We start from the raw sequence: 17,167 nt of genomic DNA on the forward strand, positions 1-17,167 counted from the left end.
TCGCGATAGCAGCTGTTAGGGTTGTTTTACCGTGGTCAACGTGTCCGATGGTACCAACGTTGACATGTGGTTTTAGACGTTCAAACTTGGCCTTTGCCATGAGTATTTCCTCTTTTTTTGGGGTCCAATGCTTAACTCATATAAATATGACTATTAAGACTGTCTTGGCCGCATTAAGATAATTGTTAAAAGGTTGCACAAACTGATGTGCAGATATTATAAGAAAATCGCAACCAATAACAAGTCTTTTAACAAGTTATTGGCGTATTCTTTGATGACAATACACAGATATACGCTGTATTGTCACCTTCAGTAAGTTTTATTTACTCGTCATCATCTTTATTGTTGAACTTAGAGATGATTTCAGCAGCAACTGATTTTGGAATCTCAGCGTACTTTTGGAATTCCATTGAATAAGTTGCACGGCCTTGTGACATTGAGCGCATTTGAGTGGCATAACCAAACATTTCCGCTAATGGTACTTCGGCACGGATTTGCTTAGTACCACCAGGCAAGTCTTCCATGCCCTGTACTAAGCCGCGACGACGGCTAAGATCGCCCATGATGTCGCCCATGTAATCTTCAGGCGTTTCAACTTCTACTTTCATTACTGGCTCAAGTAGTGCTGGGTCAGCTGCCATGAAACCTTTTCTAAAGGCCATAGAACCAGCCATCTTAAATGACAATTCATCAGAATCGACATCATGATAAGAACCATCATACAAAGTCGCTTTTACGCCAACTACTGGGTAACCAGCAAGTACGCCGTTTTTCATGCGTTCTTGGATACCTTTGTCTACAGCGCCATGGAATTCTTTTGGTACCGTACCACCAACAACTTCTTCAGCGAATTCGTATTCTTTGTCGCCAGCTGGATCAAGTGGCTCAAGACGTAGCCAAACGTGACCAAATTTACCACGACCACCTGTTTGACGTACAAATTTGCCTTCTTGTTCAACAGTGTTACGAATCGTTTCACGATAAGCAACCTGTGGTGCACCGATGTTAGCTTCAACGTTGAATTCACGCTTCATACGGTCAACAAGAATTTCTAAGTGAAGCTCACCCATACCACTGATGATTGTCTGACCAGATTCTTCGTCAGTGTGTACACGGAACGATGGATCTTCTTTAGCCAAACGACCTAAAGCGATTGACATTCTTTCTTGGTCAGCTTTGGTCTTAGGTTCAACCGCTAGGCTGATAACTGGATCTGGGAATTCCATGCGCTCAAGCGTGATAACGTTTTGCTCATCACATAGCGTATCACCAGTTGTTACGTCTTTCATACCAACCAATGCAGCGATATCACCAGTACGGATTTCTTGCAACTCTTCTTGAGAGTTAGCCATCATCTGTACGATACGACCAACGCGCTCACGCTTCATTTTAACTGGGTTATAAACGCTGCTACCTTGAGTCAAAACACCTGAATAAACACGAACGAAGGTTAAGTTACCAACGAATTTGTCATTCATGATTTTGAATGCTAGTGCTGAGAACGGTACATCATCAGATGCTTCACGGAAGCCTTCTGACTCATCTTTGTCATCAAGGATACCGCGGATAGCCGGTACATCCATTGGTGCCGGAAGATACTGAATAACCGCATCCAACATCTTCTGCACACCTTTGTTTTTAAAGGCAGTACCACAAAGAAGTGGAATGATTTGGTTATCAATAGTCAACTCACGGATAGCACTGTTAATTTGATCTACAGTCAATTCGCCGTTTTCTAGATACTCATTCATGAGCTCTTCGTTTGCTTCAGCAGCACTTTCTACTAGATATTCGCGATATTCTGCGGCTTTGTCTTGTAGTTCAGTTGGGATGTCGCGCTCGTCGTATTCCATGCCTTGAGACGCTTCGTCCCAATAGATAGCTTTCATGGTTACTAGATCAACAACACCTTCAAAATCTTCTTCTTTACCAATTGGGATAACCAATGGTACTGGCTTGCCGCCAAGACGAGTTTTGATCTGCTCGATTACACGATAGAAATCAGCACCAACGCGATCCATTTTGTTTACAAATGCAAGACGTGGAACTTTATATTTGTTCGCCTGACGCCATACGGTCTCAGACTGTGGCTGTACGCCGCCTACTGCACAGTAAACCATGCAAGCGCCATCAAGTACACGCATAGAACGTTCAACTTCGATCGTGAAGTCAACGTGGCCTGGGGTATCGATGATGTTAATACGGTGTTCGTCGAACTGTTTTGCCATACCTGACCAAAAACAAGTCGTAGCCGCTGAGGTAATAGTAATACCGCGCTCTTGTTCTTGCTCCATCCAGTCCATAGTGGCTGCGCCATCATGTACTTCGCCAATTTTGTGGCTAACACCGGTATAGAATAAAACACGTTCGGTAGTGGTTGTCTTACCAGCATCGATGTGCGCTGAGATACCAATATTGCGATAGCGTTTTAGGGGAGTTTTACGAGCCATAGTGTTTTCCTAGGAAAAGTCGTGTATATAATAATGTATTGTGTCTCTACCTCATACTCTATGACAAAGCGGTCAGCTTCGTAATATTACTTACTGATTATTAAGCCTAATACGGACAAAAAAAGAGCAAATACTAAGAATAGTGCGGCATCAAATTTGGGATGCTCTCCCATTTAGATTACGCGGTTAGGAGAGACATCTTGATAGATGTCCGCCATCTTAGTTGTAAGTAGCTCTTGGCTATTGGCAACTAAATGCATGATGGCGGCAATCAATAGAATAAAAAACAATGTAAGACTAACTGGCGTGAGCCATCAATCTCAAGCTACTGTTAAAAAGTAGCTTAGAAACGGTAATGAGAGAATGCTTTGTTAGCATCTGCCATGCGGTGAACTTCGTCACGCTTTTTCATAGCAGCGCCTTTGCCATCAGCAGCATCATTCAATTCGCCAGCCAAACGCAAAGCCATTGATTTTTCAGAACGCTTTGCAGCAGCTTCAGCTATCCAACGCATAGCCAAGGCAGTACGACGGGAGGGGCGTACTTCCATTGGTACTTGGTAGGTTGCACCACCAACGCGGCGAGCTTTCACTTCTACCATTGGGCGTACATTTTCTAAAACGTCTTCGAAGAAAGATACTGGATCTTCGATTTTACGTTTTTCGCTTACTGTCTCAAGTGCACCGTAAACGATACGCTCAGCAGTAGATTTTTTACCATGACTCATTACATGGTTGATGAATTTTGCAACAGTTTGGCTACCAAACTTAGGATCCGGTAGGATCTCACGGGCAGCTACGACGCGACGTCTTGGCATAATAATTTTCCTTATCTTCAGGAGTGTCTAACATTCACAACATCGACTACTTATCAAAGATGACATATCATCAAAAATATAATAGTGAGTTATCAGTTAGCCTTACTGCATGGTGGTATGTTTTAGAAGTAATAACTGATGCATCATTATGCAAAAGTAACATTACCGCTGACACCTAACCCATGCACAGTTATTGGGTAGTGCAAAAAAGCTTGGTTAATAACGTTTGGTTATTAAACTTTAGGCTTCTTAGCACCGTATTTAGAGCGACCTTGCTTACGGTCTTTAACGCCTGCGCAATCCAATGCACCGCGAACAGTGTGATAACGTACACCTGGTAGATCTTTTACACGACCACCACGGATAAGAACAACACTGTGCTCTTGTAGGTTATGACCTTCGCCGCCGATGTAGCTTGATACTTCATAGCCTGAAGTCAAACGTACACGACATACTTTACGCATGGCAGAGTTAGGTTTTTTTGGCGTGGTAGTATATACACGAGTACATACACCGCGACGCTGTGGGCACGCTTCCAACGCAGGAACTTTTGACTTTTCCTTGATGGTTTTGCGACCTTTACGAATCAATTGGTTAGTTGTTGCCATAAGGCATCCTTCTCCCGTTTGGTATAAAACAAAAAAATGGGGCAATGCACCAGCCATCTGACAATAATTGCAGATTTTCGGAGCACCCATTTTTAGGACAGTGTATTATAAAGAGTTGTTGCTGCTATTTCAACCACTTATGAGTGGTTTTACTTTACAACATTCAATAGATATGCATCGAGCCTATCACAGTAACACTTTAATCGTTTTTCGCTAAAAAATAGCGCAATAAATAAAGCATATAAGGCAGACTAACGCATTGTTTAGAAAAGAAAGTTAGTAAGTAGTACTCGATAATAGACTAGATGGTGCTATGCATTGTCATTTTCAAGTCGCGCATCTTGGATAGCCGAAAAAAGCACTGTTATTTATATAAAGGTAATAGTACTCACCTAATATGTCATTATGACGACTTTGCTTGACGAATACTTTGATCAATATCAATAAATGGCAATCTAGATTATCCATAATACTGACAGACAGGGATGCTGATAGACACCTAAGCTTTTATAAGCAACTTCTATCAGTATCCCTTATCAGCACTATTTCTTCACTATTACTTGGTTTTCTTATTAGTGGTTTGCTGCTCTGACACTTCTACATCCTTACTCTCTTCGTCGTCTTTGATATCTTGATTTTCAGTGCTTTTATCTTCAGTATCGTTTTCTGAATCATCATTGCTCGCTTTTTTTACTTCAGCTTCGCTACTGCTATCATCAGTAATAGAACGATTGGCAAGTTTGGTCTCTGGCGCAAAAGTCGCTTGAGCAACGCCGATGACTTCATCGATAAGCTGACTGTTGTAGCGCATACCGATTGCCACTGCTGTAACCGGAATAAAGCGACGAATCCATGACAAGTTGATTTGGTCTAAGTCGATGCCTACTTGGCTGGCGATACTGTCTACTTGCTCGGCATAGTAATTTACGTTTTTATTCTTTAGCCCAAGGTTTTTGAGCTCGCTGTGCAATCCGCTGCTTTGAGCATTATCAAGTAAGCCTTTTCCTACGCCTAATCCTGCAAGCAATGCTTGTTTTTCTTGCATCTTACTCAGATCAGCATTTGACAGTAGCTCATAGGCCATTTTGACGCCTTGCTTACCTGTCAGTGGCTTATTGTAGACAGCAGCCAATTGATAAACCGTACGTAATGACACCAATAATAACCATAGAGTATCTGCAAGCAAACCTGGCAGGCCCGCTAGACCCGTCAACCCACCAATCGCGGCAAGTGCACGGTTTTGGTTGGCGATGTCAGTCGCTAGCGCGTAACGTTGTTGATCGTCTAAGGTGGCGATATTGGCAAAACGATGTTCGTTGGGCAAGTCTAGCTGACTCCAACTTGAGGCAAGGTTGGCCACTTGTGCAAACGCGCTATCGACCGTTGACTGAAAAAAGCTGTTTGGCACGACTTTTTTGGCATACTTACCATAAGTAGCAAAACGTGTGCCTAGTAATTGTTGTGTGGCCTTTAGGGTTTGCTCACGAAACAAATCTTGCTGATAGTCTTTATCACCTAAGTTGACGGCTTTATATTGACGCGGTTTGCCTGTTTTGGCATTCATGCTATCAATTGCAGCACCCATGCGTTCTAGGTTGCTTCGAGTAAAAGAGCCAATAGTCGTGATGCTTTTAGAAAGAGTACTACGCTTTGCCATCGTGATGTCCTTAATGTAGAGATGATAATTGATTTTATTTTAATATTAATAATAGTCGTTAAACTATCATTTTAGCGAGTGATGATCGGCTATGTCAGTGCGAACAATGTTATCGCAGTCACAAACTTTGTATCTAAAAGTAGCATCAAGCAAGTAACTATAACAGTATAGTCAGTCCTCTATAAACTCAATGTTTGCCCTACTCTTGCTCATGATTGCTATTTTGTCATTATTTTACATTTGCTCAAAGATTTTAAGTGCTTGATACGTTATCATGTGCCGTAAGTGAGAGCATAATTGTACACCGAATTAATATAGCATTTATTTGATGCTATTAATCTGGTACGACGGCGTGACTTTGATTGAACCCATCGCTGTCTACATGGACTATCTTACCGCCTATAATGCTCAAACCAACCTAAATATCATACATAGATTTACAACGATTATTGCCTGTTATTATCAGCAAATCGTTACTCATAAGGAATAGAATATGCGCCGCGTCGTTATCACTGGAGCAGGGATCGTCTCTTGTATCGGACATGATTTAGCCACTGTCACAAATGCCCTAAAAACAGGACAGTCTGGCATTACATTTAATGAGTCCTATGCTGAGCATGAGTTCAAGTCTCATGTGAGCGGTAGTATCAATCAGTCAGAGCTAGATACCAGTGGTATCGACCGTAAGCTCAAACGCTTTTTTAGTGATGCCAGCCTCTATGCCTATGTCAGTGCGTTAAATGCCATTGAGCACTCAGGATTGTCACTTGAAACCATCAACCATAACCCGCGAGTGGGTGTGGTCGCAAGCTCAGGCGGTGCATCAACCGAAAACATCATTAATGCTGTAGATGCCATGCGTGCAAAAGGTCTGCGCGGTGTCGGTGCCATGGCAGTGCCAAAGACCATGGGCAGTTCAGTATCAGCGGCGTTAGCAACGGGGCTAAAAATCCAAGGGGTCTCTTACTCACTTGCCTCTGCTTGCGCGACGTCAACGCATTGTATCGGTCATGCCGCCGAGCTTATCCAATTGGGCAAAGCTGATGTGATACTGGCTGGTGGTAGTGAAGCTGAGCATTGGACGCAGTCTTGTATGTTTGATGCGATGGGCGCGGTCAGCACTCAGTACAATGACACGCCAACACTGGCTTCAAGAGCCTATGACAAAGATCGTGATGGCTTTGTGATTGCGGCGGGCGGCGCGATGGTTGTGGTCGAAAGTCTAGAACATGCTCAAGCACGCGGTGCCAATATTTTGGCCGAAATCGTGGGCTACGGTGCCAGCTCTGATGGTGCAGAGATGGTTGCACCAAGTGGTGAAGGTGCAGTGCGCTGTATGCAACAAGCACTAGCAGAAGCTGGTCTAGAAAGCGTTGACTACATCAATAGTCATGGTACTAGTACGCCCCTAGGCGATATTACTGAGCTTAAAGCTATTGCAAAAGTATTCGGCGATGACCCAAGTAAAGTACCCGCTATCAGCTCAACCAAATCGATGACAGGTCACAGTTTGGGCGCTGTTGGTGCTCAAGAGCTGATTTATTGCCTACTGATGCTACAGGACAGTTTTATTGCGCCTAGTATCAATGTCGACAACTTAGACCCTGCGGCTGAAGGTTTCGATATCGTCACTGAGATGCGCGAGACCAACCTTAAGACGCTAATGAGTAACAGCTTTGGCTTTGGTGGTACGAATGCCACACTAATCATCAAAAAGTTTGACGCTTAAATCATGCTCGTACCAAATCAACATACCACTGAGCAGACAGATTCTGTGCCATCGCCAGCTATTCATCGTAGCTGGCGTTTTGGTGACTTGACGGCAGCCGAGCTGATGCCGCACCTGCAGCGTCATTTATCCAAGCAGGATAACCAAGCAAACTGGCAATTAGTCTGGCTAGATAATGATAACCAACCAGTGATTGGCCTGCTCCCTAAAGTCAGTTGGTTGGTGTATCCTGCTGACAACCAACCTTCTGAATCGCCATCAAATACCTACAAAGTCATCAAAACCTGCCGTGAGACTTGCTCTCGTAATGATAATGTCATTACGACAACATTTATGAGCTATCTCGCATGGCAAGATGCGCTTATTACTTACAGCAATGCCTGTGAAGCTGACAGCATTTCATCAAATACAATTAATAAATCAAGTAGCGGGGCAAACTCTCAATCTATCTACTCTCATGGCTTGATAGGCTATATCGGTTACGATATGGCCGCTTATGAATTGAGTCCAGCAGATAGTATTGAGTTAGCAACGCAGCCTTGTGCCTCATTAGGGCACTATGATATTTATCTGACACCTTCAGTAGACCATGCTCTCGGTTGGGAATTAATGGTCATTAGAACCCTTGACGATAATAATGGCGTCACTAATGAGAGCCTTCTTGTATCGGTGCTTATCTCTTATCTAGATGAGCTAGATAAAAATCTGTCTGATAGTTCTCTTAATCACAGACAATCTGACACTATATCCAATACAAGCCCTGTGATTCTAGATGCACGATGGCACAAACGTGACTACCAACAAGCCTTTGAACAAACTCAGAACTACCTACAGCAAGGCGACTGTTATCAGATCAATCTGACACAAGAATGGTTTGGCTGGCTGCCCTCAAATAATGACTCTCGCCAATCCAACTCAGCGCTTATCGATTATTTGCCTGCACTACATCGCAATACACAAGCACCTTTCGCCGGTTACTTAAGCATCGATGGCCTTGATATTGGGGATTTAAATCATAATCACGCTAATGCAAACCCTAACCATTTTGAGCTATTGAGCTGTTCGCCTGAGTTGTTTTTTACTTTCACTAAAGACAAGGGCACTGGCACACATCATATTCTGACCAAGCCTATCAAAGGCACTATGCCTCGTGGCAGCTCTGACGAGCAAGACCAGTCGTACAAACAAACACTCATGGATAGCGAAAAAGACCGTGCTGAAAACGTGATGATCGTGGATTTGTTACGTAATGATTTGGGCAAGTATGCCAAGATAGGTAGCGTAAAAGTGCCACAGCTGTTTGCGATTGAGAGCTTTAGCAACGTGCATCATATGGTCAGCACCATCACCGCTGAACTAAAAGCCGAGACACATCCGCTGACCGTGTTATTTGGCAGTTTGCCAGCGGGCTCTATCACTGGTACACCCAAAAAGCGTGCTGTTGAGATTATTGCTGAATTGGAATCTGTGCCGCGCGGAGCCTATTGCGGCACCATGGGCTATATGAATTTTGATGGCAGCGGTCAATGGAACGTCCTCATTCGTACCCTACAAGCTAACAGCAGCTCCATTGATGACAAAAAAATGGTCAGCTTATGGGCAGGAGGCGGTATCACGGTTGCCTCTAGCTGCGATGCAGAATATCAAGAATGCTTAGATAAAGTGGGTAACCTACTAGCAGTACTGACTCAAGATAATCTAAGCAATCAACATTAAGCATTTTCAAAAAAAGTAACTAAAAATAAAGCCTGCCAAACATAACGTTGGCAGGCTTTATTTTCATGCTTATTGACACTTCTTTATATTCTTGATACTTATTCTACCGTCTCAGCACTTGCTTGCAGCTCTTTCAACGCGTCGATCAAACGCTGATTTTGCTCAGCAGTACCAATGGTGATACGTAGGTACTCTGCGATACGTGGCTTATCAAAATGACGGACAATAATGCCTTGCTCACGTAACGTACTGGCCACATCACGCGCTTCACCATCTTTGGGTCGCGCAAAAACAAAGTTGGCGTGTGATGGCAATACTTTATAGCCTAATTCAGTCAAATCAGCTGTCAGTACTGTGCGCAAATCGATAACTTGCTGGCGAGTCTGCTCAAAATACTCATGATCTAAGACACTGGCAGTCGCCCCAGCTTGCGCCAATTTATCTAATGGGTAGCTATTAAAGCTGTTTTTCATACGTGTCAGTGCTTCAATCAATGACGCATTACCAAACGCCATACCGACGCGCAAACCTGCAAGCGACCGCGATTTTGAAAAGGTTTGGGTCACAATGACATTGTCAAACTCATTTATTAGGCTCACTGCTGAGACTTGAGCGCCTATATCACCCTCTTCTATTTGAGCAAAGTCGATGTAAGCCTCATCAATCACGATCACAGCATTCGAGTGCTCACTTGCCAGTTTACGAATATCGGCAAGTGATAATAGCAGCCCAGTTGGGGCATTGGGATTGGCAATGATGATACCGCTACAAGGCTGGCGATACGTATCAGGATCAATACTGAAGTCTTCTTCTAATGGAATCTTTATAAGCTCTATGCCAAAGGTCTGGGCATAGACAGGATAAAAACTATAACCAATATCAGGTGACAGTAGTGGTCGCTCTTTTAAGAAGAAGCTGGCAAATATCAGCGCCAGGACTTCATCTGAACCATTACCCACAAATACTTGATTGATATCAAGGTCATATGACTGTGCCAGTGCAGCACGTAATTCATTAGACTCAGGCGCTGGGTACAAACGCAGCTCTTCAGCTTGCTGCACGAGTACTTTGGCGATGGCTTCCGCGACTTTTGGCGACGGTGGAAACGGATTTTCATTGGTGTTCAGTTTGCACAAATTATCATGCTCCGGCTGCTCGCCTGGCACATACGGTGATAAGTTGCGTGCTTTAGAGGACCACAGTCTGGTATCCATCTTTGCCTCACTCATAAATTATCCTACTAATTAGCTAAATAGACTATTAAAAATACCGATCAAAAGTAAACGCTAAAACCTTCAAAAATCTTACTGATAGCGATAACGAGCAGAACGCGCATGGGCTTCTAAGTCCTCATGCTGCGCTAAAATATCTGCCGTTTCAGCCAGCGGCTTGCTACCAGATTCACTACAATAAATGATTGATGATTTTTTCTGAAAATCATAGACCCCAAGCGGTGAAGAAAACCGTGCAGTGCCTGATGTTGGCAGCACATGGTTTGGCCCTGCACAATAATCACCAATCGCCTCAGGGGTGTGGCGACCCATAAAGATAGCACCCGCATGACGAATATCGTCTAATAATGCATCAGGATTATCAACAGACAATTCTAAATGCTCAGGGGCAATACGATTGATAAGTGCCATACCCTCGCTACGGTCTTTTACCAATATAAGTGCGCCGCGATTTTGTAATGAATCGCGGGCGATATCTGCCTTTGGCAATTCGGCCAGTGCTTTTTCTATCTCAATGGCCACCTCAGCTAGCTGATCCTCACTGGTGGTCACAAAGATAGCTTGCGCGATGCGGTCATGCTCTGCTTGCGACAATAAATCCATGGCTAGCCAATCAGCGCGATCTTGTGCCTCGCCTTCTGCGTAGACCAACACCTCTGAAGGGCCTGCAATCATATCAATACCAACCTGCCCAAATACCGCACGCTTGGCAGCGGCGACATACTTGTTTCCAGGCCCTGTGATTTTGTCCACAGCTGGAATCGTCTCAGTACCATAAGCCAATGCTGCAACTGCTTGGGCGCCGCCAATAGTAAAGACGCGATCAACTTTGGCTAAATGCGCGGCCGCTAATACCAATGGGTTCAGTACACCTTTGGGCGCTGGTACAACCATAATCACTTCGGTAACGCCAGCCACTTTGGCTGGGATAGCGTTCATAAGCACGGATGAAGGATACGAAGCCAACCCGCCCGGTACATAGATACCAACACGATCAAGTGGTGTGACTTTTTGACCTAAGCGATTGCCCAACTCGTCCTCATACTGCCATGTCTCTTGCACTTGGCGCTCATGGAATGTCTGTACCCGAGTCGCGGCCGTGGTCAACGCTGTTTTTACGGTCTCATCAAGCGTGGCAAATGCTTCAGCCAATGCTTCTTTAGACAATTCTAATGCTTGTATCGTCGTCGCTGGATGCTGATCAAACTGCTGCGTTAAGGCGAGCACTGTACTATCACCATTAGCACGGACTTGGGCGATGATATCATCGACGGTATGTAATAATTCAGCATCGTTGACTGTTTCAAAGGCCAGCAACTGGGTTAGTTGACTGTCAAAATCGGCATCTTGGGTACTTAACTGGCGCATGACCTAATCCTATATCTGAGCATGGAGTACTAACAAAGTTAAATGATTTCAAAGCAATAAAAACGGGCTTAAGACTCGCAAATATTACGATTTATTCGATGTCTTGTTATATAGATTTTACTGAGATTTTATTTTTTCGCAAGCAAAGACAATAAAACCAGTTTAGCATGCTATATCTATCATAGCGCGCTAAACTGGTTTAAAAATTCGTATCATCATGCTTGATATTACCAATGATAAACATCAGCGTACTAGGCATTAGCGATACTGTTTTTAAAGCTATCTAAGATTGGCTCGAGCAAAGCAAATTTGCGCTTGTAGCTGACTTGATTGACAATCAAACGTGATGACACATCACAGATATGATCGCGTGCTTCAAGCCCATTGGCACGCAGCGTATTACCAGTATCAACCACGTCGACGATCAAATCACCCAAGCCGACCAATGGCGCAAGCTCCATCGATCCATATAGCTTAATCACATCTACTTGCTGACCTTGGCTAGCAAAATAAGCACGTGCCACATTGACATATTTGGTCGCGATACGCAGACGACGATTGGGCAATGGTGCGTCTTTAACACCAGCCGTCATGAGCTTACACTGAGCAATTTTTAGATCAAGCAACTCATAAACATGATTGGCACCATGCTCTAGTAGTACATCTTTACCCGCTACCCCAAAGTCCGCTGCACCGTGTTCTACATAGGTCGGCACGTCGCTGGCACGCAAAATAAGCACACGCACATTTGGGTTTGAAGTTGGAAAAATAAGCTTACGAGAGGCCTCAGGATCTTCTAAAAGCTCAACACCAGCGGCACGTAGCAGTGGCATGGTCTCTTCTAAAATACGGCCTTTGGATAAGGCCAGTGTTAGACCTGAAAACTCATCGTTTACTTCGTTTAGTAAACCATCGGTTGGTAAAGGTTTGCTTGTCTCAGTCATAATGACATCGTGTCCATGTGCAGTTAATACCCCTCATAAAAGGGGCTTTGATTGATAACGCAATATTAATAAACGCCTAATTGGCTAGAAGCTTCAGTAGCCTATTTAAGCTAATTATTGGTATTGATACGTTCGATATTCACACCCAAAGCACGTAGTTTTTCTTCGACATGCTCATAACCACGATCGATATGATAAATGCGGTCGATGAGACTCTCGCCTTCAGCGGTCGCGGCTGCCATCACTAATGACATAGACGCGCGTAAATCTGTTGCCATCACAGGAGCTGCGGTGAAGTTCTCAACACCTCTGACTACGGCAGTGTGACCATCTACTTGAATAGAAGCCCCTAAGCGATTGAGCTCTGGAACATGCATATAGCGATTTTCGAAGATGTTTTCGATAAAGGTACTGGTGCCTTCAGCCAAGCAAGCAATCGCCATCAGCTGTGCTTGCATGTCAGTTGGAAAACCAGGATGTGGCTGCGTGCGAATATCCACCGCTTTTGGACGGCCTTTCATTTGTGCACGAATCCAGTCATCGCCGCTTGTGATAGTGGCACCCATGTCTTCAAACTTCTCTAGCACTGGCGTCAATAATAGTGCAGAAGTGTTTTTGGTCAATACATCACCTCGTGTCATCAAGGCACCAGCAAGGTATGAGCCTGTTTCGATACGATCAGGTACGACTGAATACTCACAGCCATGTAGACGCTCTACCCCTTCGATGGTCATCGTTGACGTACCAATACCGCTTATTTTGGCACCCATCGCAACCAGCATATTGGCCAAATCAACCACTTCAGGCTCTAATGCACAGTTACCTAGCACAGTCGTACCTTTGGCAAGCGCAGCTGCCATGATGACGTTTTCAGTACCGCCAACAGTGATCATGTCAAAGGAGAAATTACAGCCTAATAGCTTGCCGCCTTTAGGGGCTTGCGCTTTTACATAGCCGTTCTCGACGCTAATCTCAGCACCCATCGCCTCAAAGGCTTTTAGATGTTGATCAACAGGGCGTGACCCAATAGCGCAGCCGCCTGGCAATGAGACTTCTGCCTCGCCAAAACGTGCCAGCAATGGACCCAGTACCAAAATCGATGCGCGCATGGTTTTGACCAAGTCATACGGTGCATAGAAATTATCGATATTTTTGGTGTCGCAAGTGACGGTATCGCCCTGTTTTTGAATATCGATACCCATGCCACCGATCAATTCAATCAATGTTCGCACGTCTTGTAGTGACGGCACATTATGCAATGTGGTTGGGGTCTCGGCCAGTATCATAGCTGCAAGTAATGGCAAAGCGGCATTTTTGGCGCCTGAGATAGTAACTTCCCCTGCGATACGACTACTACCAGTGATTAAAAATTGATCCATGAGGTGACAACCTAGCAATGAGTATAAGAAATGGTAAAAACTGACATGGCGAGACCGACTATTTCATCAGTCAGCCTAGTGGAGTCAGTTGTATAGAGAGCCGTTTAGCCTTTTGATTGAACATCCCACTCAGCAGGCGTTAGTGCTTGAATATTTAATGCGTGAATATCGCCACTGGCTATTTTATCATTGACGAGTGCGTATATTGCTTGCTGACGTTGAACGGCGCGTTTGCCTTCGAAGCTGGCATCGACCACGCGCACGTCAAACTTGTTGCCTTGATTGGCAGCTTGAATAAAAGCGTCTGGGAAGTGAGTCTGTAAAAATGCGATCAAATCGTCAGCGTTCATGCTCATAAAATATCCTGTCTTATATAGAGATTTCTTGTTTGAATGGCGACATTATAACAAGAGTTTGCGTATCTTACAGTACTGTCTTACTGAACTGGTATGAACGCACACAAGAGCTTATAACTCCGCACATCAGTTTTGATGTATTAGGCGTTCAAATCTACTTAAGCGCTTTGTCCAAATACGTGAGCACTTGCGCACGCACATCGTTGACCCAGCGTAGTGGCGGTGCCATTGCCCCAATACTGGTCGCATGACTGGCACCCTCGATTACGCCAGTTTCAACTGTAACGCCTGCGTTTTTCAGTGCAGCTGTCATCTTAGTCGTATTAGTGTCATAGACTATTTTGTCTTTTTCGGCCGTCAGTAATAGATAGGGTGGCTGCTTACCCTTAATCTGACGATCTGGCATCACCTGCTCTGGGGTCGCATCTGGAGCAAAGGCTGTCGCACTATCGAACTTACGGAAATCATAGCTATAAGGCCCTGCAATACCTACCACTGTGGCGATGTCTGTTGGCTTAATACCATAAGGGGCCAAAAAGTCTTCGTTAGATACGGCAGCAACGGCATTGAACGCGCCAGCCGAGTGTCCCATTACCGCAAGACGCGAGGGATCAGCGTGTAGACTTGCCGCATTATTAATGCTCCAAGCGATAGCCTGCGCCGCATCTTTGACATAGTCAGGATAGACATGCTCAGGCGCTTTACGATAATTGATCACTGCGGTGACATACCCTGCTTGCGCCAAACTTTGACCGACAAAGGCATATTGTTCTTTATTGCCACTCTCCCATGAGCCGCCATGTACAAACACCACCATCGGGTAGCTAATATTAATAGCGCTTTGATCTTTCATGGCCTTTGCGAGCGGCTTAGGATAATAAATATCTAAGTCTTGTGACGGCTCATCACCATACAAGATATCTTTGCTGACGCCAACGCCACCGCTAGAGGTGATACCATTAACGATTGCAAGCGGTGATAAGGCTTGGGCACTCTGGCTGGCTAAGGCTATGCTGCCAAATGCTAGTATTGCCGCACCGCCAACTTTTAGCGAGCGTGCTTTTTTATAAGGAGATTTTTTATGTACTCCTACGCTACTAAGGGCGCTTCCACTAGTGTCTTCACTCTGTTGAACATGATTTTTTGAATCCTTCATTGCCAGTATCCTATTATATTTATGTATGTAGCAATAATGCATAGCATCGAGGCTAGCATGCTGCGACGGTTTACTATGAATATAGTACTTACTGGCTAAGGATTTCTCGTGCTTTTACTGTTGTTACTATTAATGCTTATTGTGATTAACCTTGAAAACAGTTTGTGCTAGATAACAAAACCCTACTGTTCTGAGCCATTCATTACTGATTTCGATACAACTCAATATAAGGACTTGATGACGGCTGACTTTGTGCAGCGTCCTCTTCTGTTATCACGATTGGCGTGGCACTATTGGCACTACTGATAGCCGTCTCTTGGGCAACAGGGGTCAGAGCAGGATCAGATAGGTTATTTTCATACATGATATCGTCATCGTTAATCTTGACGCCTCTGTCATCGACGACCGTGGTCAGTAGTACCAGCTCGGTCACACCAACGGTGGTATTGGCAATATCAATCAAATGACTCTGCTGAGTCGGTGTCATCCGGCCTAGAATATAGACCACACCATTATCGGTGACCGCTTTAATCTGTGAGGCTTTGACGCCATCACTGGCAGCGACCTTAGCCAGCAGCTTTGAGGTAATGTAACCATCGTGGACTGTCGAGCTATAGCCTTTTGACGCACTCACTTCCATCTCATTGTAGACACGGCGCACATCAGGCATAGAGCTGACTACTTTTTCCACTTCTACTTTGAGCGCCTCAGTTGGTACTTCTCCTGTGAGCAGCACCTCACTATTAAAGCTATCGACGCCCATGCGACTGGTTTGCTGCAAGTCTTCTTTTAGACCATACACATTAATTTTAGCAGTATGTTCGATGCTACGATCGAGCAGACGCTGCGGAATCGTGCGCTCGGTCATCGGCACACCATACGTCCCCTCGGTACTGTTGGTCAGGTAATTGGTGGTACAGCCTGTACTGACAACGCAAGCTGCAAGCATAACGCCTACCGCAGTGCGACGTGATGAACCAAGAATAGCAGTACGCATATGCATCCGTGTCATTATTTACCTCTTAAAGCATGATTGTGACGATGGGATAAGTTCAATGAATTCAGAGCGCTTGACTGAATATCAGATACCTTAATTAGATATTTTGATTGAATAACTTTGTGCTAAATCTCGTTAACAACTACTTTACTTAATTTTAATGAATAGCGGTTAGGTTTTTGGTAACGAGTCAGGCTTACTAAGCTGTTTGATGACTACCATGCACGGGCTACAAAAGCCCCTTTTATCCACTCAGGCTGAATATCTGACGCATCATCTTTTAACAGTGTACTGTCCAACGTATTATAGGCAATGACATCAAATCGGCAGTCATAATCAGCATACTCAGGATGCTGCTGCAAAAAGCACTGAGCGGTCTTAATCACTTTGCGCTGCTTACTTGCTGTAATGCTAATGGCAGCATCGCCATAGGCAGAGCGCTTACGCTGACGAACTTCGATAAACACTAGCGTCGACCATGCGGATCCTGTCTCAATCATCACTAGATCCAGCTCACCCACCTTCGGCTGCTGCCAGTTTTGTGCAATTAACCTTAACCCTTTAGCTTGCAGAAACTCACAGGCCTGCTGCTCAAACAGACTGCCTTGGCGCTGTTTGGGTGAAGTAAGTGTTAATGGTTTATGGTTCGCCATAAAGGTCGTGGGTCTGATTAACATTTGATAATTATCATAGCACATCATGCTAAACTAACCACTTTCGCACGCCCTACTTGTGTCATCGATAGATATTTAATCACT

General features: G+C 44.5%; 15 protein-coding genes. 2 read left to right on the forward strand and 13 right to left on the reverse strand.

Annotation, left to right across the window (positions count from 1 at the left end; all coding sequences use genetic code 11):
- The 5 genes from I6E86_RS12860 to I6E86_RS12880 all read right to left on the reverse strand — a co-directional run.
- Positions 1-100: GTP-binding protein (locus tag I6E86_RS12860; RefSeq protein WP_227680485.1), on the reverse strand; the 100-nt coding region annotated here is incomplete at its 3' end.
- A gap of 223 nt (positions 101-323) precedes the next feature.
- A complete protein-coding gene (fusA, locus tag I6E86_RS12865; protein ID WP_194365284.1) occupies positions 324-2,450 on the reverse strand; it encodes an elongation factor G in 2,127 nt (708 codons plus the stop codon).
- A 343-nt stretch (positions 2,451-2,793) separates the two neighbouring features.
- Positions 2,794-3,267, reverse strand: a complete 474-nt coding sequence (gene rpsG / locus I6E86_RS12870) for a 30S ribosomal protein S7 (protein ID WP_194365283.1) — start codon at positions 3,265-3,267, stop codon at positions 2,794-2,796.
- A 233-nt stretch (positions 3,268-3,500) separates the two neighbouring features.
- Complete coding sequence (gene rpsL, locus I6E86_RS12875) at positions 3,501-3,875, reverse strand: 30S ribosomal protein S12 (protein WP_011281154.1); 375 nt, start codon at positions 3,873-3,875, stop codon at positions 3,501-3,503.
- A 556-nt stretch (positions 3,876-4,431) separates the two neighbouring features.
- A complete protein-coding gene (locus I6E86_RS12880; protein WP_197177795.1) occupies positions 4,432-5,532 on the reverse strand; it encodes an EcsC family protein in 1,101 nt (366 codons plus the stop codon).
- Positions 5,533-6,025: 493 nt separating this feature from the next.
- On the opposite strand from I6E86_RS12880, the gene I6E86_RS12885 reads away from it, so the two are divergent.
- Together I6E86_RS12885 and I6E86_RS12890 are read left to right on the forward strand one after the other, a co-directional pair.
- Positions 6,026-7,261, forward strand: a complete 1,236-nt coding sequence (locus I6E86_RS12885) for a beta-ketoacyl-ACP synthase II (protein WP_197177796.1) — start codon at positions 6,026-6,028, stop codon at positions 7,259-7,261.
- Positions 7,262-7,264: 3 nt separating this feature from the next.
- Positions 7,265-8,977 carry an anthranilate synthase component I family protein gene (locus I6E86_RS12890; protein WP_197177797.1) on the forward strand — a complete coding sequence of 571 codons (1,713 nt, stop codon included), beginning with the start codon at positions 7,265-7,267 and terminating at the stop codon, positions 8,975-8,977.
- Positions 8,978-9,075: 98 nt separating this feature from the next.
- Here I6E86_RS12890 and hisC read toward each other — a convergent pair whose 3' ends face one another.
- The 8 genes from hisC to I6E86_RS12930 form a co-directional block, all read right to left on the reverse strand.
- A complete protein-coding gene (hisC, locus tag I6E86_RS12895; RefSeq protein ID WP_197177798.1) occupies positions 9,076-10,206 on the reverse strand; it encodes a histidinol-phosphate transaminase in 1,131 nt (376 codons plus the stop codon).
- Between the two features lie 75 nt (positions 10,207-10,281).
- Positions 10,282-11,577, reverse strand: a complete 1,296-nt coding sequence (gene hisD / locus I6E86_RS12900) for a histidinol dehydrogenase (RefSeq protein ID WP_197177799.1) — start codon at positions 11,575-11,577, stop codon at positions 10,282-10,284.
- 251 nt (positions 11,578-11,828) lie between these two features.
- Complete coding sequence (gene hisG, locus I6E86_RS12905) at positions 11,829-12,521, reverse strand: ATP phosphoribosyltransferase (protein WP_197177800.1); 693 nt, start codon at positions 12,519-12,521, stop codon at positions 11,829-11,831.
- Between the two features lie 110 nt (positions 12,522-12,631).
- A complete protein-coding gene (gene murA, locus I6E86_RS12910; protein ID WP_197177801.1) occupies positions 12,632-13,900 on the reverse strand; it encodes a UDP-N-acetylglucosamine 1-carboxyvinyltransferase in 1,269 nt (422 codons plus the stop codon).
- Positions 13,901-14,004: 104 nt separating this feature from the next.
- Positions 14,005-14,256: a BolA family protein gene (locus tag I6E86_RS12915; protein ID WP_010200621.1), complete on the reverse strand. Its 252-nt coding sequence runs from the start codon at positions 14,254-14,256 to the stop codon at positions 14,005-14,007.
- 154 nt (positions 14,257-14,410) lie between these two features.
- Positions 14,411-15,412 (reverse strand): alpha/beta hydrolase, encoded by a 1,002-nt coding sequence (locus tag I6E86_RS12920; protein ID WP_197177802.1) that lies wholly within the window; start codon positions 15,410-15,412, stop codon positions 14,411-14,413.
- Positions 15,413-15,614: 202 nt separating this feature from the next.
- Positions 15,615-16,409, reverse strand: coding sequence for a BON domain-containing protein (locus I6E86_RS12925; protein WP_227680656.1), 795 nt, complete (start codon positions 16,407-16,409; stop codon positions 15,615-15,617).
- A 215-nt stretch (positions 16,410-16,624) separates the two neighbouring features.
- Positions 16,625-17,110, reverse strand: coding sequence for a YraN family protein (locus tag I6E86_RS12930; RefSeq protein WP_197177804.1), 486 nt, complete (start codon positions 17,108-17,110; stop codon positions 16,625-16,627).
- Between the last annotated feature and the right edge of the window lie 57 nt (positions 17,111-17,167).

It is taken from the genome of Psychrobacter sp. SWN149, assembly GCF_015864565.1.
GTDB lineage: Bacteria > Pseudomonadota > Gammaproteobacteria > Pseudomonadales > Moraxellaceae > Psychrobacter.